Source organism: Salinivibrio sp. PR5, from assembly GCF_001996085.1.
GTDB lineage: Bacteria > Pseudomonadota > Gammaproteobacteria > Enterobacterales > Vibrionaceae > Salinivibrio > Salinivibrio proteolyticus.
Genome location: NZ_MUFK01000001.1, coordinates 20,448 through 42,459, shown reverse-complemented (window position 1 = coordinate 42,459; position 22,012 = coordinate 20,448). Strand labels below are relative to the sequence as shown.

At 52.3% G+C, this 22,012-nt stretch carries 22 protein-coding genes; 12 read left to right on the top strand and 10 right to left on the bottom strand.

The genetic code is table 11. The features are described from left to right. Positions 1–13 precede the first annotated feature (13 nt). Positions 14–733: a bifunctional tRNA pseudouridine(32) synthase/23S rRNA pseudouridine(746) synthase RluA gene (gene rluA, locus BZG82_RS00195; protein WP_077764914.1), complete on the top strand. Its 720-nt coding sequence runs from the start codon at positions 14–16 to the stop codon at positions 731–733. An 86-nt stretch (positions 734–819) separates the two neighbouring features. After that, positions 820–1,809, top strand: a complete 990-nt coding sequence (locus tag BZG82_RS00190; protein WP_443216473.1) for a D-2-hydroxyacid dehydrogenase — start codon at positions 820–822, stop codon at positions 1,807–1,809. On the opposite strand, the gene djlA is transcribed toward BZG82_RS00190, so the two are convergent. Continuing rightward, entirely contained in the window at positions 1,806–2,639 is an 834-nt protein-coding gene (gene djlA, locus BZG82_RS00185; protein WP_077481307.1) for a co-chaperone DjlA, read from the bottom strand. The genes BZG82_RS00190 and djlA overlap by 4 nt on opposite strands. A gap of 154 nt (positions 2,640–2,793) precedes the next feature. On the opposite strand from djlA, the gene lptD reads away from it, so the two are divergent. Genes lptD through apaH form a run of 6 tightly spaced genes read left to right on the top strand, consistent with a single transcriptional unit; the run spans position 2,794 to position 9,497 of the window. After that, positions 2,794–5,118 (top strand): LPS assembly protein LptD, encoded by a 2,325-nt coding sequence (gene lptD / locus BZG82_RS00180; protein ID WP_077662792.1) that lies wholly within the window; start codon positions 2,794–2,796, stop codon positions 5,116–5,118. A 54-nt stretch (positions 5,119–5,172) separates the two neighbouring features. Further along, entirely contained in the window at positions 5,173–6,468 is a 1,296-nt protein-coding gene (surA, locus tag BZG82_RS00175; protein WP_077481631.1) for a peptidylprolyl isomerase SurA, read from the top strand. Then, positions 6,458–7,444 (top strand): 4-hydroxythreonine-4-phosphate dehydrogenase PdxA, encoded by a 987-nt coding sequence (gene pdxA / locus BZG82_RS00170; RefSeq protein ID WP_077764912.1) that lies wholly within the window; start codon positions 6,458–6,460, stop codon positions 7,442–7,444. The genes surA and pdxA overlap by 11 nt, the downstream gene beginning before the upstream one ends. Further along, entirely contained in the window at positions 7,441–8,247 is an 807-nt protein-coding gene (gene rsmA, locus BZG82_RS00165; RefSeq protein ID WP_077481627.1) for a 16S rRNA (adenine(1518)-N(6)/adenine(1519)-N(6))-dimethyltransferase RsmA, read from the top strand. The genes pdxA and rsmA overlap by 4 nt, the downstream gene beginning before the upstream one ends. Before the next feature lie 14 nt (positions 8,248–8,261). Next, positions 8,262–8,645 carry a Co2+/Mg2+ efflux protein ApaG gene (gene apaG, locus BZG82_RS00160; RefSeq protein WP_077481625.1) on the top strand — a complete coding sequence of 128 codons (384 nt, stop codon included), beginning with the start codon at positions 8,262–8,264 and terminating at the stop codon, positions 8,643–8,645. 21 nt (positions 8,646–8,666) lie between these two features. Then, positions 8,667–9,497, top strand: a complete 831-nt coding sequence (gene apaH / locus BZG82_RS00155) for a bis(5'-nucleosyl)-tetraphosphatase (symmetrical) ApaH (protein ID WP_077764911.1) — start codon at positions 8,667–8,669, stop codon at positions 9,495–9,497. On the opposite strand, the gene folA is transcribed toward apaH, so the two are convergent. The 6 genes from folA to rplU all read right to left on the bottom strand — a co-directional run bounded on the left by folA (position 9,494) and on the right by rplU (position 13,406). Beyond that, on the bottom strand, positions 9,494–9,976 hold the full coding sequence (gene folA, locus BZG82_RS00150; RefSeq protein ID WP_069589594.1) for a type 3 dihydrofolate reductase: 483 nt from the start codon (positions 9,974–9,976) through the stop codon (positions 9,494–9,496). The two genes, apaH and folA, sit on opposite strands and share 4 nt — an antisense overlap. 18 nt (positions 9,977–9,994) lie before the next feature. Then, positions 9,995–10,459 (bottom strand): threonine/serine exporter family protein, encoded by a 465-nt coding sequence (locus tag BZG82_RS00145; protein WP_077455813.1) that lies wholly within the window; start codon positions 10,457–10,459, stop codon positions 9,995–9,997. After that, positions 10,456–11,235, bottom strand: coding sequence for a threonine/serine ThrE exporter family protein (locus BZG82_RS00140; RefSeq protein ID WP_077764910.1), 780 nt, complete (start codon positions 11,233–11,235; stop codon positions 10,456–10,458). Before BZG82_RS00140 ends, BZG82_RS00145 begins: the two co-directional genes overlap by 4 nt. Before the next feature lie 199 nt (positions 11,236–11,434). Then, positions 11,435–12,598 carry an Obg family GTPase CgtA gene (cgtA, locus tag BZG82_RS00135; RefSeq protein ID WP_069589601.1) on the bottom strand — a complete coding sequence of 388 codons (1,164 nt, stop codon included), beginning with the start codon at positions 12,596–12,598 and terminating at the stop codon, positions 11,435–11,437. Positions 12,599–12,817: 219 nt separating this feature from the next. Beyond that, positions 12,818–13,075, bottom strand: a complete 258-nt coding sequence (gene rpmA, locus BZG82_RS00130) for a 50S ribosomal protein L27 (protein ID WP_069589603.1) — start codon at positions 13,073–13,075, stop codon at positions 12,818–12,820. 19 nt (positions 13,076–13,094) lie between these two features. Then, positions 13,095–13,406, bottom strand: coding sequence for a 50S ribosomal protein L21 (gene rplU / locus BZG82_RS00125; RefSeq protein ID WP_069589607.1), 312 nt, complete (start codon positions 13,404–13,406; stop codon positions 13,095–13,097). Positions 13,407–13,770: 364 nt separating this feature from the next. Here rplU and ispB point away from each other — a divergent pair, with 364 nt between their 5' ends. Continuing rightward, entirely contained in the window at positions 13,771–14,742 is a 972-nt protein-coding gene (ispB, locus tag BZG82_RS00120; RefSeq protein WP_077481060.1) for an octaprenyl diphosphate synthase, read from the top strand. Between the two features lie 83 nt (positions 14,743–14,825). Here the strand turns inward: ispB and mdh are convergent, their stop codons facing one another. Then, positions 14,826–15,764, bottom strand: a complete 939-nt coding sequence (gene mdh / locus BZG82_RS00115; RefSeq protein WP_069589609.1) for a malate dehydrogenase — start codon at positions 15,762–15,764, stop codon at positions 14,826–14,828. Positions 15,765–16,057: 293 nt separating this feature from the next. On the opposite strand from mdh, the gene argR reads away from it, so the two are divergent. The 3 genes from argR (at position 16,058) to BZG82_RS00100 (ending at position 19,895) form a co-directional block, all read left to right on the top strand. Further along, the gene (gene argR / locus BZG82_RS00110; protein ID WP_069589610.1) at positions 16,058–16,528 is read left to right on the top strand and encodes a transcriptional regulator ArgR; all 471 of its coding nucleotides are present in this window, start codon (positions 16,058–16,060) and stop codon (positions 16,526–16,528) included. Positions 16,529–16,831: 303 nt separating this feature from the next. Beyond that, entirely contained in the window at positions 16,832–19,402 is a 2,571-nt protein-coding gene (locus tag BZG82_RS00105) for a TRAP transporter permease (protein ID WP_077764909.1), read from the top strand. 61 nt (positions 19,403–19,463) lie between these two features. Beyond that, complete coding sequence (locus tag BZG82_RS00100) at positions 19,464–19,895, top strand: universal stress protein (RefSeq protein WP_069589614.1); 432 nt, start codon at positions 19,464–19,466, stop codon at positions 19,893–19,895. 41 nt (positions 19,896–19,936) lie between these two features. Here BZG82_RS00100 and BZG82_RS00095 read toward each other — a convergent pair whose 3' ends face one another. Next, positions 19,937–20,557: a flavin prenyltransferase UbiX gene (locus BZG82_RS00095; RefSeq protein WP_077764908.1), complete on the bottom strand. Its 621-nt coding sequence runs from the start codon at positions 20,555–20,557 to the stop codon at positions 19,937–19,939. After that, positions 20,547–21,920: a UDP-N-acetylmuramate:L-alanyl-gamma-D-glutamyl-meso-diaminopimelate ligase gene (mpl, locus tag BZG82_RS00090; RefSeq protein WP_077764907.1), complete on the bottom strand. Its 1,374-nt coding sequence runs from the start codon at positions 21,918–21,920 to the stop codon at positions 20,547–20,549. The genes BZG82_RS00095 and mpl overlap by 11 nt, the downstream gene beginning before the upstream one ends. Between the last annotated feature and the right edge of the window lie 92 nt (positions 21,921–22,012).

Genomic DNA, 22,012 nt, shown 5'->3' with positions numbered 1-22,012 from the left:
CCCGATATATCCTATGGCAATGACAGAATACCATCCTCCCACCGAGCCTTGGCTTGATATTCTTTATCAAGATGCGGATTTGGTGGTGATCAATAAACCCAGCGGTTTGCTGGCCAATCCTGGCCGCGATCCGGCCCACTACGATAGTGCGTGGTCACGGGTGAAAGACGCCTTCCCCGCAGCGGAGCTGGTCCATCGCTTAGATATGTCGACGTCCGGAGTAATGGCCTTTGCCGCCCACAAAGAGGCTGAGCGAAACCTTAAGGCCCAGTTCCGAGATCGTATCCCGACCAAGCTTTACTACGCCGAAGTCTGGGGGCATCCTGCTGATCATGAGGGGCAGATCGATTTACCGCTAATTTGTGATTGGCCTAACCGCCCGCGCCAAAAGGTCTGCTTTGAGCATGGGAAACCATCGCAAACGCACTATCGCTGTTTACACACCTTCCCTAAGACCAGTTTGATGGCCTTGTACCCACTGACTGGACGCTCGCACCAGCTTCGTGTGCACATGCAATCGTTGGGACATAGCATCGTTGGCGATGAGTTTTATGCCTCTCCCGAGGCACTCGACTATGCCCCTCGCCTTCATTTGCATGCGGCCGAGCTGAGTTTATTACATCCAACTACCGGCGACGTCCTGCATTTTCACGCCCCCTGTGAGTTTTATACCACGATGCCCGCCAATCGCCTTGCCGATGAGTATCAGCTGGCCTCACCTAGCGCGACCTAGCACACCGAATTACCCTCGTGGTCGCTGAAACGATTGCACAATGTGACGATATTTCGCACCCTAGAGCCATGGATTGAGACACGGAGATCAACATGGCTCAGCGCACCCCCGTCAATATCGTCTTTCTCGACCGTAACACCATTCCAGCCCATATTGTGCTGCCCACACCTCGCTCGCCCCATCACTGGCAAGCCTATGGTGAAACACAGCCTGATGAGGTCGTAGCACGTTTGCAAGAGGCCGAGGTCGCTATCACCAATAAAGTGGTCATCGATGAGGCGGTGCTCGCCGCCTGTCCTAATCTCAAACTGATTGCGGTCGCTGCTACTGGCGTCAACAATGTGGATTTAGCAGCATGCCGCGCGCGTGGTGTGCAAGTCTGTAACGTCCAAGGTTATGCCACTCAATCGGTACCTGAACACGTCATCGCACTGATCTTCGCACTTAAACGTCAATTACTCGGCTACCACCACGATGTTCAACACGGCGCATGGCAACAGCATGGTCAGTTTTGCTTTTTTACTCACCCAATCGGCAGCGTTGCGGGCAGTAAATTGGGGATTATCGGTAAAGGGGTTTTAGGCGAGGCGGTTGCACGTTTAGCGCGTGCAGTCGGCATGACCGTCATGTTTGCGGAGCACCGCGGGGCCACCCATTGCCGGGAGGGTTATGTACCCTTTGATGAGGTGATCAGCCGTGCCGATATCCTCTCGTTGCACTGCCCGTTAAATCCGACCACAGAAGCCTTGATTAACCGTGATGTCCTCGCCCGCATGCCAAACCATGCCTTATTGATCAATACAGGGCGTGGCGGGTTAGTTGATGAAAGCGCGCTCCTCGACGCCCTCAAAACCGGTCAAATTGGTGGCGCCGGACTAGATGTGCTGAGTGAAGAGCCAGCCCCCAATGATCACCCGCTTATCACCGCATCACTGCCGAATTTAATCGTCACCCCCCATATCGCATGGGGAGCGGATGAAGCAGTAAATCGGCTCAGCCAGCAACTGATAGATAACATTGATGGCTACCTGCAAGGCACACCACAGCACACCTTAATTAACACGGCCGCCCGCTAAATATCGCGGGCTTTTTTAATCACATCGTAAGCTTTTTGAATTTCTTGCGCTTTTTCTTTCGCCAATTCCATCATCTCAGGGGGTAACCCTTTGGCCATCAGCTTGTCAGGATGATGTTCATTCATCAACTTACGGTAAGCTTTCTTCAATTCCTGAGCAGAAGCTGAGGCATCCACGCCGAGTACTTCATAGGCATCATCCACCTCACGTTGACGCGGTGGTGCTCCCGCCCCACCCGTGTGCTGGTGCCAATCTCCTTGGTAACCTTGGCTAAATCGAAACGCGGCTTCTTGCATACGAAGACGCTGCTCAAGTTGCTGCGCGGAAAAGCCCAATCCCTCCGCAATAATATACAGTAACTCACGCTCTTTCGGATGCAGCTCTCCGTCCGCAAACGCCGCTTGTACCTGCACTTCAAGGAAAAAGCTAAGCAGATCGCGCCGCCCTTGGCTTAACGCCCGGATCCCATTCAAAGTCTCTTGGAGCGGGAAATCACCGCCTTTTCCTTCTCGAAAAGCGTCTTGCGCGGATTGCCTCGCCGCCCCATGCAACTGCATGCGATCCATAATTAAGCTGGCTAGACGAATCTCTTCCTGTGTGACTTGCCCCTTGGCCTTTGCCACATGCCCCATCACAGCAAAGGTGCCATGAAAAAAGACGCGTTGCGCCTCGGCACCTTGAGCACCGAAACCGCCGCCAAAACCGCCCAGTGAAGCGCGTTGCTTGGCTTTATCAAACTGATGACCTAAAAACAGGCCAAGAAAAAAACCGAATGGGCCTCCCAGTAAAATGCCGAGAAAAGCGCCAATTACCTTGCCATATAGTTGCATGCCATGGTCTCATTGCTGGTTTCACACCCTGCACATTTACAGGTGATGCCGGGCGTAAATTGATTTATGATAATCGCATTTTGCAGCCAAAGCATACTGATGCGTTGCCTTCGTGTACACCACGCTATCAGATAAAACAGGAATGTCTTCTTCAATGTCACCGACTGCACGCAGCTTTTTAGCCACCATGATCAGCCTGGCGCTCTATGGCCCAGCGCTTGCGTTTGCCAATACGGACTCCGCCGACACACCTTGCCCAGACAGCGAGGCGCGCTGTATTCCAGCAAGTGAACAAACGCAAGATGTGAACAACGCCCCGATTCGCGTTGTAGCTGATCGTGCCGAAGCCCAATCCAACGAAAAAGCCATTTACAGCGGCAACGTTGAGGTTACCCAAGGGCATCGTAAAATGACCGCGGACACCGCTACGCTGCGCGATCCTGAGCGTATTGTCACCGCCCAAGGCGATGTGGTCTTCAATGATGGGCAAATGATGGTGACCTCAGATTACCTGCAGGCCAACCTTGATACGGAAGACACCACACTCAATAACGCACAGTACAAAATGCTGTGTACACCGGGGCGCGGTGAAGCCAAACGGGTATTTAAAAACGGAACTACCTTCTATGAAATGGAAGACGGTACCTTTACCACCTGTCCAGATGAAGATAAAAGCTGGCGCTTTTCGGCTTCTAAAATCGAAAAAGAAGAAGACAGTCTGTTCGCCGACTTGTATCACCCCAAATTTGAGGTGATGAATGTGCCCGTCTTTTACCTGCCTTATTTGCGTGTACCGGTCGAGGATGGGCGCTTAACGGGTTTTCTCTATCCATCGGTGTCGTGGAGTGATCGGGACGGGGTTGAGCTAGAAACCCCATTTTATTGGAATATTCACCCACAACTTGATGCCACTATCACGCCGAAGTATATGTCGGAGCGTGGCGTTCAGCTTAACACCAATATTCGTTATTTAGCCCCATTTGGCAGCGGCTCGTTATATTCCGAGTACCTTCCTGACGACCAGCTCAATCCAGAACTGGATGAGCGTTGGGGGTTTAACTGGAAACACAGTGGTGTTCAAGGTCACTGGCGCTATGAGGCCGATTACAGCAAAGTCAGTGATATTGCTTATTTTCAAAGTATCGACTCCGATGTAGGTAAACGGGAAGACAACACCTTGCTACAAACCGGCGAAATCAGCTATCGCGGGTTAGATTGGAACAGCACGGTACGTGTCCGAGATTTCCAAGCACTGACTGAGAATACCAGTGTCTATCGCCTCATGCCGCAGGTTGACCTCAATTACTATGCGCCGCAAACCTTGGGCTGGGCAGATATTAGTTTGCCCGCACAACTGAGCGTGTTTGCCAGTGATGACCCGAACAAACCTGAAGCCACCCGGACCCATTTGGCGCCGACCTTAAGCATTCCCTTCACGCGTCCTTGGTTTAGCGCCACCGCCGAAGCCAGCATGCTCTACACTCACTACGATCAGCGCTTTAATAACGCCTCACCCGATGCGGAGTCGACCGCCAAACTGAGTAAGTCAGTCGAGCGGAAGATCCCCACATTGCGGTTACACTCAGGACTGGTGCTTGAGCGTAATTTCTGGGCGATGGGGAACAACTTTAGTCAAACCCTTGAGCCACAAGTGCAGTACTTGTATATCAAGGATGTCAATCAAAGTGATATCTATAACCCGGTGAACTACAACGGGGGCGGCTATGATACTGCGCGCTTACAAACCGATTACTATGGCCTATTCCGCGGTAATCAGTTCAGTAGTATCGACTTTATCAACCCCGCTAACCAACTCACCTACGGGGCAACCACACGCTTTTACGACAGCGGTTATAAAGAGCGCTTTAACCTGTCGTTTGGTCAAATTTATTATTTTGATCGCTCCTCGGATGAAGATGTGGATGCGTTCGACTATTCCGCGTGGGCGCTCGAAGGGGAAGCCAATTTCAACGACAACTTCTTTGTTCGCGGCTCCATGCAGTACGACAGCAACTTAAGTGAGTTGCAATTCGGTAATGCGATTGCGGAATACCGTCAGGATGGCTTTTACGCGCAAACCAGCTATCGTTACGTGGCGCAGGAGTACATAGTATCGACCTTGCCAAACCGAGATATCAGCAAGCTAACGGACGATGGATTGTCGCAAGCAGGTGTCGTGACAGGCTTCCCACTTTGGAACGGGCTGAGCTTTAAAGGGCAATACTGGCGCGATCTGACCCAAGATGTCATGCTGGAAAACCAGTTTAGCCTGACTTACCGTTCTGACTGCTGGGTCATTGGGCTGAGCTACAATGAGTACTTGCTCTCGCGCTCTAACATCAACAGCGACCCTGAATACGACAACAACGTCACCCTCTCGTTTAGTCTGCTGGGTCTCGGCGCACAAAGCGGTTTCAACTTCAGTACAGACTCAGGAAACGCCCTTGGCTACCGCGATCCTTTTGCGCTGAAGAACTAACACGGCACACTGTGGTCTGGACAGTAGAACGATTTTTAAAGAAGTGGACAAAGCATGAACAAATGGAGTCACGCCCTCATCACTGGCGTTTTAGTGTTGCTTACACCTTTTTCCCACGCAGCACCCAAAGAGCTGGATCGCGTGGTCGCTGTAGTTAACGACGGGGTCGTGCTGAACAGTGATATGGAAGCCATGCGTCGCACCGTGACGCTGAACGCACAACAAAATGAGCGTCAACTGCCACCAGCCTCCGTGCTGGAAGAGCAAATGCGCGAACGCTTAATTGTCGAAGAGCTGCAATTACAAGAAGCGAAGCGTTTAGGCATTCAAATTGACGATAGCCAGCTACAACAGGCAATTACTAATATCGCCAAAGAACAGTCGCTGAGCCTCGATGAGCTGCGTAAACAAGTTAGCGCGCAAGGCACCTCTTGGGCGCAATACCGCGAACAAGTGCGCCGCGAGCTGACCATTTCAGAAGCACGCAATGCCCAAGTGCGTCGTCGGATCAGCATTTTGCCTCAAGAAGTCGAATCCTTGGCCAAGCAGCTGAACGAACAACAACTGCAAAAAGTGCGCTACAAGCTGTCTCATATCCAACTAAAGCTGGATGATGACGCGGATAAAGCCACGCGCGAAGCCGTGAAAAAGCAAGCATTTGAGCTTGTCGACAAACTGCGTCACGGTGGAAAAGTTGCCGATTTGGCCATGGCATACTCGAAAGGGCCGAAAGCGCTCGACGGGGGAGATTGGGGCTGGCTCCGTTTAGAGGAAATGCCGACCATCTTTGCCGACCAGATCAGTAACCAAGGGAAAGATGCCATTATTGGCCCCTTCCGCAGTGGTGTGGGCTACCATATTCTTAAAATCACCGATGTAGAAGGACTCGAGACCGTCGCGGTGACTGAGGTTAAAGCGCGTCATATTTTGATTAAGCCATCGATTGTCCTTAGTGATAAAGGCGCACAAAAAGAGCTGAATGACATCATCGCCCAGATCAAACGGGGTGATCAGAGTTTTGCCGATTTAGCTAAACAGTACAGTGATGACCCTGGCTCGGCAGTCAATGGGGGTGACTTAGGCTGGTCAACCACAGATGTCTACGTCCCTGCCTTTAAAGCCAAAGTGGATGCCCTTCCACAAGGCCAGATCAGCGAGCCATTCAAAACGGTACATGGCTGGCATATTGTTGAAGTCACCGACCGTCGCGAAGTGGATAAAACTGATGCAGCGGTGAAAAACCGAGCCTATCGTATGCTGTTTAACCGCAAGTTTAACGAAGAAGCACAAGCATGGTTGCAAGAGTTACGCGCCGGTGCGTACGTTGAGGTACTCGGCGATGACCGTTAAGCGTATTGCCATCACCCCGGGAGAGCCTGCGGGGATTGGCCCTGATTTAATTTTAGCGATGGCTCAACATCCTTGGCCACACCAACTGGTGGTGGTGGCCAATCGAGACATGTTGGCAGCACGCGCCAAGACACTTGGTCTATCAGTGACGCTTGAGCACTACGACGCCACGCAGCCAGCCACGCCACACCAAGCCGGTACGCTGATTGTCGAAGATATACCGCTCGGCGCGCCTGTGGTAGCGGGCCACTTAGATGAAGCCAATGGCCGCTACGTGCTTGAAACACTGACACGCGCCGCTGAAGGGAATCTCAACGGTGAATTTGCTGCCATTGTCACTGGCCCCGTTCACAAAGGCATTATCAACCGTGCTGGTGTTTCATTTAGCGGTCATACGGAGTTTTTTGCCCAACACGCAAACGTCAATCAGGTCGTGATGATGCTGGCCACTGAAGGCTTGCGTGTCGCACTCGTGACTACCCATATCCCGCTCGCCTACGTCGCCAAAGCGATCACCCGAGAGCGTCTGCATGATGTGATTGCGATTTTGCATCAAGACTTGCAAGAGAAATTCGCCATCAAGCAGCCGCGTATTTATATCTGTGGTCTCAACCCGCACGCTGGGGAAGACGGCTGTCTTGGTCGCGAAGAAATTGACATCATTGAACCTGCGCTCGACGAGTTACGCGAGCAAGGGATGGACTTGGTCGGACCGCTCCCTGCTGATACGCTTTTCCAAGAGAAATATCTGCAAGATGCCGATGCTGTACTGGCGATGTATCACGACCAAGGCTTACCTGTGTTAAAATTCAAAGGATTTGGGCGCTCAGTGAATATCACTTTGGGTCTCCCTTTTATCAGAACATCAGTAGATCATGGTACCGCACTGGATTTAGCAGGTACTGGTACGGCGGATACAGGAAGCCTGCGGACGGCCATCTCCCACGCCATTGAATTAGTAGATAGCAAAGCATGAGCGATAAAGTCCACCAAGGCCACCGCGCCAGAAAACGTTTCGGACAAAACTTCCTAAACGACCCTTACATCATTGACGGCATTGTTTCGGCCATCAATCCGCAATCCGGTGAAAATCTGGTTGAGATTGGTCCGGGACTGGGCGCGTTGACTGAGCCTGTCACTGAGCAAGTGGATCATTTAAACGTGGTCGAGCTTGACCGCGATCTTGCCGCTCGCCTGCGTAGTCACCCATTTATGGCCAGCAAGTTAACCGTTCACGAAGCGGATGCGATGCAGTTTGATTTTGCCGAACTTGCCAAGCAAGGGCCTTTGCGGATTTTCGGTAATCTGCCTTATAACGTCTCGACCCCTTTGATGTTCCATCTGTTTTCATTTGCAGGCCATGTGCAAGACATGCACTTTATGTTGCAAAAGGAAGTGGTAAACCGCTTGGCGGCGGGTCCAGGAACCAAAGCGTACGGCCGATTGACCGTTATGGCGCAATATTACTGTCAGGTCATTCCGGTACTAGAAGTCCCACCCAGCGCGTTTAAACCTGCGCCTAAAGTGGACTCGGCTGTGGTGCGTCTGGTCCCACACAAAACGTTGCCGCACCCTGCAACGAGCATGCAATGGTTAGAGCGCGTTTGTCGTGAGGGCTTCAACCAACGCCGTAAAACCATACGTAACGGTTTCAAATCCTTGGTGAGTGTGGACACACTGACTGAGCTCGGTATTGACCCTAGTTTGCGTCCGGAACATTTGACGCTGGCACAGTTTGTCAGTTTGGCAAACTGGCTGGACGCCAACCATCAACAATAAACAGGAGCCTTGACTTGCAAGCCACCGATAACCCGCAATTCGAGATTAATGTCGCGACCCAATACGTCGAAGATCAATCCGAGCCGGACAACGAGCGCTTTGTGTTTTCTTACACCGTCACCATTAAAAACCAAGGTGATGCGCCCGCACAGTTGATGCGACGCAAGTGGTTAATCACGGACGCCAACGGTAAAGAGCTCGAGATTGAGGGCGAAGGCGTGGTGGGAGAGCAACCCAGTATTGCCGCGGGGGAAAAGTATACCTATACCAGTGGCACCATCATTGAAACGCCTGTAGGTGTGATGCAGGGTTTCTATACCATGCAAGATCAAGCCGATAACCAGTTTAAAGTGGAAATTGAGCCGTTCCGCCTCGCGCTCCCTAACATTCTTCACTAACGTCCCTCAAGGAGGCCACACATGGCTACCTATCTTATCGGGGATATTCAAGGTTGTTACCAAGAACTGCGCGCGCTGTTGGCGCGCGTTGATTTCTCCCCCACTCACGATACCCTCTATGTCGCGGGTGATTTGGTCGCTCGCGGACCGGATTCCTTATCCGTGTTGCGCTATCTTCATTCGCTCGGCGCGTCGGCCAAGATAGTCCTTGGCAACCACGATCTGCATCTATTAGCCGTTGCACACGGGATTAAACCGGCCAAGCCAAAAGACCGTACCCAGCCGATCCTCGACGCGCCAGACCGAGAAACATTGCTTCAATGGTTAGCGGCCCAGCCTCTGTTAATCGACGAATCAGCGCGAGACGACGGTGGCTTTTTGCTGACCCACGCGGGGATTAGCCCACAATGGGATAAAGCGACGGCTGTCGCCTGCGCGCGAGAAGTCGAAGCCATACTGCACAGCAATGAGCAAGCGTGGTTATTACGACATATGTATGCGGATCAACCCGATCACTGGGAGGAAACGCTGGAAGGCCTGCCTCGCTACCGCTATATCATCAATAGTTTGACCCGGATGCGATTTTGCTGGCCCGATGGTCGCCTCGATATGCAATGCAAGTTGCCTCCTGCGAAAGCGGCAGACACGGGTCTCATCCCTTGGTTTGAGGTGGCGCGCCAACAACCACTGGGACACGCGATTGTGTTTGGCCATTGGGCGGCTTTAGGGGGAACCATCCAGCCCGGCTTATACGGACTGGATACCGGCTGTGTTTGGGGCGGTGAGTTAACCTTGCTGCGTTGGGAAGACAAGGTTTGCTTTACCCAGCCAGCGCTCAGTGACGGTGCTTAACCACGCTCCCAAACCGTAAAAGTCAGTGGGTGGGCGTTTTTCTCGTCCGGTGCATGGGTTTCACTGGCCACTTGCGTCCACCCTTCACCCCAATCGGGGAAACGGGTATCGCCTTCAACATGGGTGTCGATAAAGGTGAGATACAAGCGATCCGCGCGCGGTAAAAACGCGTCATAAATGGTCCCACCGCCAATCACCATCACCTCAGCCACATCACCCACCGCGGCCAGCGCCTGCTCAGGTGAAGCGACCACGGTCACGCCGTCTGGTTGATAGTCAGGATCGCGGCTGATCACAATATTGGTACGCTTTGGTAAAGGGCGGCCAATCGACTCAAAGGTTTTACGCCCCATCACCACAGGATGTCCTAAGGTGGTGCGCTTAAACCACGCTAAATCAGCCGGCAAATGCCAAGGCATCTGGTTATCTTTTCCAATTACTCGGTCTTTTGCCATTGCGGCAATTAAGCTGACTCGCATTACGCTGGCCTCATTGAATTAAATCACTGGTCGGCGACGATAAAATAATAACCCCGGCATCGCAAGACCAATGGCTAATGCGGCCAAGATAAACCCAGCGCTAATCAAATTCTCCATCAAGCTGGCCCACAAGGCCGGCGTGTATCCTTGGTTATTGATAGTAACCAAGGCGATCATCGCTTTAAACGCGTAAACGCCGGGGATCATGGGAATAATGGCGGCGACGGTAAATACCTTAGGATGGGCCAGAAAGCGCTGAGACCAATACACCCCTAAAAAACCGATGGTGGTGGCGCCCGCAAGTGTAGCCCATTCGATAGCCATGCCCGACTCCATCAACACAAACCTTAGCCCATGACCAATCGCGCCACCGTAAGCGCAGTATTTGAGCGCCTTGGCAGGCACATTGAAGACCAAGGCAAACCCTACCGCAGGGATCATGGCGAAAAACATATCTTCCAATAAGGCGAGCAGCAAACTCATAACCACCCCCATGCACCGACAAGATTCATCGCCCCGACAATGCCGAGCGCGGTGGCGAGGGTCAGTAACGACGCCATGGTCCAGCGTGCAATCCCCATATCGACAAACCCTTTCACCATGTCAGAGACCGCGTTAATGAGCGGATAACCCGGCACCAACATCAACACCGACGATGCCATGATCAGAAAAGGTTCATTGCCCCAATTCATCACCGTCCCCACGCTTGAAACTAAGGTGGTCACCATGGCGGTAAGCGCAAAAGTGAGCAAAGGATTAAACTGACGGTGGGCAAGTAGTTGGCGCACACGCATGCCGCACGCCGATGCGACAAAGGTTAAGGCAAAGATAACCGCATCACCACCGGCCAACCGGCTAAACGCGGCACAGGAAAGCCCTATCATGCCCACCACTAGCCAAGGAGGATAACGATGAGGCTTGATGCGGGTGAGACGTTTACGCACCGCTGGCGCGTCGAGAATGCCCTTTTCCGCGAGGATCACCGTGCGCTGAATATCCGTTACCACCTGCATATTGATCCCGCGGTCGGGGCACTGTCTCGCGGTGGTAATGCAATGGCCGCGGTTCAAGGTGGTGACCACCAATGAACTGGCTGATAGCGCGAGCTCGACACTGTCTAGCCCCAACGCTTTGCCCAAGCGAATGCTGACATCGCTCACCAGTTTACTCTCTGCACCATGTTGCAAAAGTCGCTGCCCGACTTCTATGACCAAACGTGAAATCGCACGCTGTTCTGGTTCGGTTAACCGTCTCGTCACCCGCTATCCCTCTCGCCTTTATCTACTGTCGCAGTATTGATGAATAACTGCTTAAAATCTTTGATGCAAATAAAACACCTCCGATTTCCTTGTCGGAATTGGGCAGCGTACCTTTTTCTGCGCTCAGCCAATACTGCGACGATCAAACATGGCGACGATAGGCATAAAAAACCGCTGCTCGGGAGCAGCGGTTGTCAGGTTAAGGCTTGTAGATGATTTCGACGTCGTAGTCGTCTTCATCCCAATCGTCCCAATCATCGTCGTCATCGTCCGATTGATTGAGTTTCTTCTCGTGGTAGTCATCCCACTTGAAGGCCACCGTCTCATCTTCTGGCTCAACCTCTGGCGTCGGTGCCGGTAAGGTATCAATAAAGCCCATCAGATCGTAAATCAGTGGCTGGACGTTCGCCTTGTTGATCGCAGAGATCGCGTAATATTTATCATCCCACGCGAGCGCTTCTAACACACGGTCGATTTGCTCTTGCGCCTGCTCTTCTGGCATGAGGTCGACTTTGTTAAAGACCAACCAACGCGGCTTATCTGCCAGCTTCTCACTGTATTGGTTTAACTCATCAATGATGGTAAACGCATTGTCGACTGGATCGGTGCCATCCACAGGCATGAGATCAATCATGTGCAACAAGACACGGCAGCGCTCAAGGTGTTTCAAGAAGCGAATACCCAGTCCCGCGCCATCGGCAGCGCCCTCAATCAGACCCGGAATATCCGCCACGACAAAGCTTTTATCGGCAGCGACACGGACCACGCCAAGGCTTGGCACCAAGGTGGTAAAGGGGTAATCAGCGACCTTTGGCTTAGCGGCCGACACCGCGCGAATAAAGGTTGATTTACCCGCATTCGGCAAGCCTAACATGCCTACATCGGCGAGGAGCAACAGCTCTAGGCGCAGCTGACGGACTTCTCCTTTGGTCCCCATGGTTTTTTGCCGTGGGGCGCGGTTGACGGATGATTTGAATCGGGTATTCCCCAATCCATGGAAGCCGCCTTTCGCCACCATGACTTTCATGCCATGTTGGGTCAAATCGGCAATCACTTCACCAGTATCTTCATCGACAGCACGGGTACCAACAGGCACATTCAGCACCAAATCATCACCGCGTTTGCCGGTACAGTTACCACCGCGACCATTTTCACCACGCCCTGCGGCATGAAAGCGCTCGAATTGGTAATCAATCAGGGTGTTAAGGTTCTCGTCGGCGAGCAGGTATACATCACCGCCATCGCCACCGTCGCCGCCATCTGGGCCCCCTTTGGGCACATACTTTTCACGTCGGAAGCTGACGGTACCATTGCCGCCGTCACCCGCGTCTACGCGAATTATCGCTTCATCTACAAACTTCATGCTAACTTCTCCGCACCAGCGGCCAGAAACATCTCGTTCCCGGGCTGCTAGCCTTATCCCAGATTGGTGTGTGGCGATCTTATCGATCTTAGGATCAATTTTCAGCCTTGGCTGACTTTCTGCTTACCGTGGATTGGCGGCGGCTCGACGAGGGATCACCAGACACAATAAAAAGCCCCGCCAAGTGGCAGGGCTTCAAAATTCGCTTGGCGTTGAAACTTATTCAGCTTCGATAGTAACGAATTTACGGTTCTGAGGACCTTTAGTCTCGAACTTCACTTTACCATCGGTCAAAGCGAATAGAGTGTGGTCTTTACCGCAACCTACGTTAGTACCTGCGTGGAATTTAGTACCACGCTGACGCACGATGATGTTACCTGCTAGAACAGACTCACCACCGAAACGCTTAACACCTAGACGTTTACTTTCTGAATCGCGGCCGTTTTTAGTAGAACCGCCAGCTTTTTTGTGTGCCATCTCTTCTCTCTCCTAACTCTTAAGCGCTGATGCCAGTGATTTTCACTTCAGTGAACCACTGACGGTGGCCCATTTGCTTGCGAGAATGTTTACGACGACGGAATTTGACGACTTTCACTTTATCGCCACGACCGTGGGTAACAACTTCCGCTGTTACTTTACCGCCACTAACAAATGGCGCGCCAACTTTAACGTCTTCGCCGTTTGCTACTAGCAGCACGTTGTCAAATTCAACACTTTCGCCAGTTTCAACGTCTAGCTTTTCCAAGCGAATAGTCTGGCCTTCGCTTACTCGGTGTTGCTTACCACCACTTTGGAAAACTGCGTACATGGTTTACTCCGCATTTCCGCACGGCCTACTACGTTTAATATTTGAGCAGTAAGGGGTGCGCATATAATTCATCAATAGGGCGCGAATTCTACGGTAGAAATTGATTTGAGGCAAGAGGGGATCGCAAGAAAATTGGTGAAAAGCTGCTCAGCATAGATTCCCACACTTTTTGCAGGCGTGAAAGCTATCTCGTCGCACGTGATTTGGTGTACCATTGTTACCTTAAACCCCCGCGCTAGCGCCGATACTGACCCTGAAAGCACGCCAACGCTGATACGTCATGCGTCTTTCATCCATCACGTCGTAGAAACGTGCAGTTTGGTGGCGGCAAGCAAGCAACTAGGACAAAGCCCGGATTTTATTCATGGATTTCAAATCAATCCAAGCCTTGATCAGTGATGACATGGCGCAGGTCGATCAAAAAATACTGGCTCAACTCAATTCTGACGTCGCGCTTATTAACCAACTTGGCTTTTACATCGTGAACAGTGGGGGTAAACGCTTACGCCCAATGTTGGCGGTTCTTGCGGCGCGAGCCCTTGGGTATCAAGGTGAAAAACACACCACAGCGGCCGCGTTTATTGAGTTTATTCATACCGCTACCTTGCTTCATGATGATGTGGTCGATGAATCGGATTTACGCCGTGGCAATGCAACGGCCAATGCCATGTTCGGTAATGCTGCCAGTGTGCTGGTCGGCGACTACATCTACACCCGCTCATTCCAAATGATGACCAGCCTGCGCTCGTTGAAGATATTGGATCTGATGAGTGAGGCCACCAATGTGATTGCCGAAGGGGAAGTGCTGCAGTTAATGAACTGTAACGACCCGAATACTAGCGAAGCGAGCTACATGCAGGTGATCTACTCTAAAACCGCACGTCTTTTTGAGGCAGCGACCCAGGTCGGGGCCATTCTCAACGACGCGGATCCAGAGACAGAAAAAGCCTTCCAAGATTATGGCCGCTATTTGGGAACGGCGTTTCAGCTGATTGATGATGTCATGGACTACACCAGCGCGGATGACGAAATGGGTAAGCATGCCGGCGATGATTTAGCCGAAGGGAAACCAACGCTCCCCTTGCTGCATGCGATGCAACACGGTACTGAGCATCAATCGGCTATGATCCGCGAAGCCATTGAGAAAGGGAATGGACGGGACAAACTCGAGACGATTTTAGCCTGCATGGACCAATGTGGCTCCTTGTCCTACACCCGCGAGCGTGCAGAGCAAGAATCAGAAAAGGCGATTCGCGCCCTAGATGGTTTAGCAGATTCGGATTACAAGGCCGCCTTAGTCGCGTTGGCAAAATTGGCGGTTAACCGGAATAAGTAACCACAAGCGTCTATTGCTATTTAGCGACAAGCAAGCATAAAAAACGGCGCCTACTGCGCCGTTTTTCAATCGATGAAGGGGCTCTATTTCGCCGCGAATTCTTCACCCATTTGAATGTCTTTACGCAAGGTGTCGAGCATATCGTCCATGGCTTTTTGCTCAAACGCGCTCAGCTCACCGATGCTCAAGATTTCTTCCACACCGTTTTTACCCAGGCGTACCGGTTGAGCAAAGAAGCGCGCGTGCTGACCATCGCCTTCCACGTAGGCACACTCCACCACATTTGACTCACCTTGTAGCGCGCGCACTAGAGATAGGCCGAAACGGCACGCTGCTTGCCCCATCGACAAGGTCGCAGAACCGCCACCAGCTTTGGCTTCGACAACTTCTGTACCCGCATTTTGGATACGTGGCGTAAGCGCTGCGACTTCTTCGTCAGTAAAGCTCACTCCTTTCACCTGAGACAGCAAAGGCAAAATGGTAACGCCTGAGTGACCGCCGATCACCGGAATGGAAACCTCACGCGGATCCATGCCTTTTAGCTCACCAATAAAAGTTTCAGAGCGAATCACATCCAAGGTGGTGACGCCGAACAATTTGTTTTTATCGTAGACGCCTTTGGCTTTGAGGACATCCGCCGCAATCGCCACTGTCGTGTTCACAGGGTTAGTAATAATACCGACACATGCTTTCGGGCAAACATCGGCAATTTTTTCCGCTAAAGACTTAACAATACCGGCGTTTACGTTGAACAGATCTGAGCGGTCCATGCCAGGCTTACGGGCGACGCCTGCAGAAATCAAGACCACGTCCGCGCCTTCCAGCGCTGGGGTTGGATCTTCACCGCTGTAGCCTTTAATAGAAACCGGGGTTGGGATATGGCTTAAATCCACAGCTACCCCAGGGGTAACCGGTGCGATATCGTACAGAGCCAAGTCGGAACCCGCTGGCAGGTTATTTTTTAGCAGTAGGGCTAACGCCTGACCAATGCCTCCCGCGGCGCCAATCACAGCAACTTTCATGTCGTTCTCCTTTCGATATTTCTTATAGTCCGGATCCGGTCCGGCTTCTGTTCGGGCACAAATCGCCACGTAATGGTGCGAACTGTGGGCTCATCATATGCCCGCCTATGCGTGCACTCAAGCGTCAAGCGGTGATGATCAGCCAAAGCTCTCATTTTTCTTTTTGCTGCATTGAAATCGCGTGAATCGAGTTAGGAACAGTGATGCTGTCGCCAATTTGTGGGGTCAGCAATTGCCCTTCGGTGAATGTATATGCAAAATAGCCACTCGTTTGTCATTGCGAGTCAGCCGTCATGCGTAACTCAGAAAAACAAGACCAATTGGTTCGGGCGTTTAAAGCCATCCTCAAAGAAGAAAAGTTCAGTTCTCAGGGCGAGATCGTGGAAGCCTTACGTGCTCAAGGATTTGAGGGCATTAACCAGTCGAAAGTGTCGCGCATGTTGACCAAGTTCGGCGCTGTACGTACCCGAAATGCCAAGATGGAGATGGTGTACTGCCTTCCTATCGAATTGGGCGTACCTACTACAGGCAGCGCATTGCGCGAGCTGGTGATGGAAATCGACTACAACGAAGCGGTTGTCGTCATTCACACCGGTCCAGGCGCAGCACAATTAATTGCCCGTTTACTGGACTCTCTTGGCAAAGCTGAGGGGATTTTGGGCGCCGTCGCTGGGGATGACACCATCTTTATCACACCCACCCGTGGCACCACCACAGAGGCACTGTTTGAAGCCGTCTGTGATCTGTTTGAATACCACTACTAATCTTTTTATCAGGCAGCGTGATCCCGCTGCCTGTCTGTCTTTTCCCTCTTCGCTACACACCTTTTCACACAAAAGCGATAACATCCTTTTAATTTTTCTTTATCGCTCTGTTACTATCGGCGTTTGACCGCCAACAAACGATTAACGCATTGGCCACCCATCGGCCCATTATAATTAACGGTTAGGTACTCATCGTTGACACTGATGTCATTGTCTACAGGCTATGCTTTGTGACAGAGAGTACCCTTTTCTCGGGACATTGCTGCCGCTCTCGCGGTGCAAATGATAATAAGGACAAACTGCATGACGAAGACAAGTCAATCGTCTCCTGATGTGCAAGACATGGTCGCGCAAGCGGATACAGGTGCGCGCTCACCTCATGGACTGCCGGGACGCATTTTATGGCTGGTACCACTTTTTTGGTCACTGTTTCAGCTATGGTATGCCTCACCTCTCCCCTTTATGCTCGATTTTGGTGTCCTCAATGACACCGAAGCTCGCGCGGTTCACCTCGCTTTCGCGATGTTCTTGGCCTACACCGCTTATCCTGCATTAAAAACCTCTCCCCGCGATCGTATCCCCCTACTCGACTGGGTATTCGCCTTAGCGGGAAGCTTTGCCGCAGGGTATTTATTCTTATTTTATAACGATCTAGCTGGACGCGCCGGCGCTTATACCGACGTGGATATCACGGTCGCTGCCATTGGTATGGTGTTGATGCTTGAGGCCACCCGCCGTGCACTTGGCCCGCCATTGATGGTGGTCGCCGGTGTATTCTTGCTCTACACCTTCGCCGGTCCCTACATGCCGGATGTGATCGCACATAAAGGGGCGAGCTTAAATAAAGCCATGTCGCATCTGTGGCTCACCACGGAAGGGGTTTTCGGGGTGGCGCTGGGCGTCTCTACCTCGTTTGTATTCCTGTTTGTCCTGTTCGGGGCATTACTCGATCGTGCCGGTGCCGGCGGCTACTTCATTAAAGTGGCCTTCTCGCTACTCGGTCACATGCGCGGTGGCCCCGCCAAAGCCGCGGTAGTCGCGTCCGGCCTGTCCGGTTTGGTCTCGGGTTCATCAATTGCCAACGTAGTGACTACTGGGACCTTTACCATACCCTTGATGAAACGTGTGGGCTTCCCGAGCCATAAAGCCGGCGCGGTTGAGGTAGCCGCCTCGACCAATGGCCAGCTCACCCCACCCATTATGGGGGCTGCCGCGTTCTTGATGGTGGAATACGTGGGGATTTCCTACGTCGAGGTGATTAAAGCCGCACTGCTGCCTGCGCTTATCTCCTACATCGCTCTGATTTACATCGTGCACTTAGAAGCGTGTAAGGCTGGGATGCAGGGCCTACCACGCCGCCACACCAGCACCTTGCTACAAAAACTGTTCTCATTTATGACCGTGTTTGTGGGCTTGCTGGTCCTCAGTGCCGCGGTCTATTACGGCATCGGTTGGACCAAAGATGTGTTCGGTGCCATGGCAACCGTTATCATTGGTCTGCTGACATTAATCGCTTATGTGCTGTTGGTGCGCTATTCCGCTCAGTACAAATCCGAAGCGGCAGAAGACCCGGCCGCCGCCGATTTATCCGAAGTGCCGGAGCCAGGCCCAACCGTACGTTCTGGCTTGTACTATTTGTTGCCTATTGGCGTATTGGTTTGGTGTTTGACCGTCGAACGCTTCTCACCGGGTTTGTCCGCATTTTGGGCGACCGTGTTTATGATCTTTATTATTCTCACCCAGCGCCCGCTGATTGCTTACTTCAATCAACGGAGCAACTTTAAAGAAGAAATCCGCGACGGTGTGGTCGATATGGCCGAAGCCTTTGTGACCGGTGCACGTAACATGATAGGTATCGGCGTTGCCACTGCGGCTGCGGGGATTGTGGTGGGTACCGTCACCCTCACTGGCATCGGTCTAGTGATGACGGACTTTGTCGAGTTTATCTCCGGCGGCAACATCTTCTTGATGCTGCTGTTTACCGCGGTCATCAGCTTGCTATTGGGGATGGGTCTACCGACTACCGCCAACTATATCGTGGTCTCCACCCTGATGGCGCCAGTGATTGTGACCTTAGGCGCACAACAAGGGCTGATCATTCCCTTGATTGCGGTACACTTGTTCGTGTTCTACTTTGGTATCCTTGCCGATGACACGCCACCGGTCGGCTTGGCAGCCTTTGCCGCGGCGGCCATTGCCAAATCCGACCCGATACGTACCGGTGTGCAGGGCTTTACCTACGACATCCGTACCGCCATCCTGCCGTTTATGTTTATTTTCAACACCCAGTTGTTGTTGCTAGACCTAGAGGGCCCCATTCACCTGATCTTAACCGTGGTGTCGGCAACCATCGCGATGCTGGCTTTTTCCGCGGCGACACAAGGGTGGTGGCTCACCAAGAACAAATGGTGGGAAACCGCACTACTTCTAGTGATCACCTTCTCGCTCTTCCGTCCTGGCTTTTGGTGGGACGAAGTGTACCCACCGACCACCAGCTATCCGGGCACTGAATTAGTGCGTATCGCAGGCACCTTACCTGAAGGCGAGCCGTTACAGCTTGAAGTGGAAGGGGAAAACTTCTTTGGAGAGCAGATAGCGAAACATGTCGTGCTCCCCATCGATCACAGCTTGGAAAGCGGCGAAGCACGCATCAGTGACACAGGCCTCATGCTCCGTGAAGAAGATGGCAAACTCTTGGTAGATATGATTCAGTTTGGCAGTGATGCAGACAAAGCAGGTATCGATTTTGATTGGCAAATCAAAGCCGTGACTGTCGATAATGTCCGCCCATGGAAAGAATGGGTCTTCGTGCCAACTTTGTTGCTCTTGGCATTACTCGGCTGGAATCAACGCCGTCGCATTCGCCAAGCCTAGTGTTAAGGGCACGTGTTTTACCGCGTGCCCTTTTCTTTTTTAGACCGTAAAGGATATCGCTATGTATAAACACATCTTGGTTCCGGTTGACCTCAATGATGAGAGTTTTGCTGACAAGGCCGTCGATCATGCCGTCTGGCTGGCCAGCCAATCTGGCGCAAAAATCCACCTACTGACCGTGCTGCCAGGCATCCACAATTCGATGGTGGCCTCTTATTTCCCGGAAGACGCCGCCAACAAAATGAAACGCGATATGAAGCGAAACTTACAAGGCTTTGCGGATAAATACGTGCCAAAAACCATCGCCTGTGAGGTGTCAATTGCGGAAGGGAAACCTTACAAGGGGATCATTAAAACCGCCGAGCGTATTGGCTGCGATCTCATCGTGATGCCAAGCCACAAACGTTCACGCGTCAATAAAATGATGCTCGGCTCCGTCGCCGCCAAAGTGCTCGAAGGGGCGACAGTGCACGTGATGGTACTCAAACCTTAGTGTGTAGTGCTCAGGCATGCTTGCGCTTGCCTGAGCGCCGTTCATCGTTCGCGTTGGTCATAGCCCCAACGTGGCACCAGCTGTTGCTCAGCACCGACATGATCCAAAATACGCGCCACCATAAAGTCGACGAGATCATCTATCGACTGGGGTTGATGATAAAAACCCGGCGCGGCTGGCATAATCGTCACCCCCATTTGCGACAGCTTGTGCATGTTCTCAAGATGCAAGGTCGAAAATGGCGTCTCACGCACCACCAACAGAAGTTGTCCGCGCTCTTTAAGCACCACATCCGCCGCCCGTTCAATCAGGTTATCGGACAAGCCATGCGCAATCGACGCCAATGAACCGGCGGAGCAAGGGCATACCACCATTTGCTTCGGTGCCGCTGACCCTGAGGCAACTGGCGAAAACCAATCCTCTTTGCCACACACCACTAGCTTATCCGTGTTGCACTGTAAATGTTCTACCAATACCTTTTTGGCCGCGTCAGGCCCGGCAGGCAATTTCAGGCCATGTTCGGTGGCTAACACCACACGTGCTGCCGATGAGATCAATAAGAAAACCTGATAATCCTGTGCAAGCAGGCATTCGAGCAAACGTAGCCCGTATGGCGCGCCAGAGGCACCTGTCCACGCCAGAGTGATGCGTTTATCCGCCATGCTTTTCCCCTTTATCGCCGAGCGCGTTAAGCAGCTTGTCGTGAATACCACCAAAGCCACCATTACTCATCACCAACACGGTATCGCCTGCTTGGGCTTGCTCACATAAAGCGGTTACCAACCCATCAATATCGGCATGAATATGCGACGGCTGCTCGCAGCTATCCACCACCGCTTCAAGCGACCAATCCAGCCCTTGGGGTTGGAACAAGAACACTTGGTCAGCACGAGCCAACGACGCCGCCAGCGTGTCTTTGTGAACCCCTTGCTTCATGGTATTGGAACGTGGCTCTAACACCGCCAGAATGCGACCATTACCGACTTTCGCGCGTAACCCCTCAAGGGTCAGTCGAATCGCCGTCGGGTGATGAGCAAAGTCATCATACACAGTGACACCGGCTTGCTCGCCGCGCCACTCAAGGCGTCGCTTGGTATTGATAAAGGTCTCGAGCGACTGGCAGGCTAAGTCAGGCGTCACGCCCACATGACGCGCTGCCGCAATGGCCATTAACGCGTTACGTACATTGTGTTCGCCAACCAAGTCCCAGTTCACATCCCCAACATGCTCGCCGGCAAAATATACCGAAAAATGATTGCCGGCTGGATCTTTTTTCACCGTCTGCCATTGTCCATCTGGTCCTGCATAAACGCATTCACTCCAGCACCCCATGGCAAGCGTCTCTGCGACATTGGCATCGTCCGAGGGCGCAATGATTTGGCCAATCCCCGGCACAGTGCGCACCACATGGTGGAATTGCTTTTGAATCGCGGCCAAATCATCAAATATGTCGGCATGGTCGAACTCAAGGTTGTTGATCACCAAGGTTTTCGGTTGGTAATGAACAAACTTGGAGCGTTTATCAAAAAACGCGCTGTCATATTCATCGGCTTCTACCACAAAAAATGGGCTATCGCCCAATCGTGCCGAGCCATTAAAATTCCCCGCGACACCGCCAATCAAGAAACCGGGCGCGTAGCCGCAATCTTCTAAGATCCATGCCAACATGCTAGCGGTAGTGGTTTTACCATGTGTGCCAGAAACCGCCAGCACCCAGCGGTCTCGTAATAAGAAATCATGCAACCATTGCGGGCCTGACGTATACGGTAAGCCTTGGTTTAGTACCGCCTCAACACAGGGATTGCCACGACTCATTGCATTACCAATCACCACAAGGTCCGGAGCGGGAGCAAGCTGAGCCGGATCATAACCTTCGATAATCTCAATACCCTGAGATTCGAGTAACGTACTCATCGGGGGGTAAACATGGCTATCAGAGCCCGTCACCCTGTGTCCCAATTGTTTTGCGAGCATCGCGGCGCCACCCATAAAGGTGCCACAGATGCCGAGAATATGAATATGCATAGCCTTCACTGTGTTGTATTGGTTGCTCAGCCATCCGGCATAAGGCTGTCATTATGCCTTGGATTGGCGCTTGGGTCTTATCGCTTGCGTAC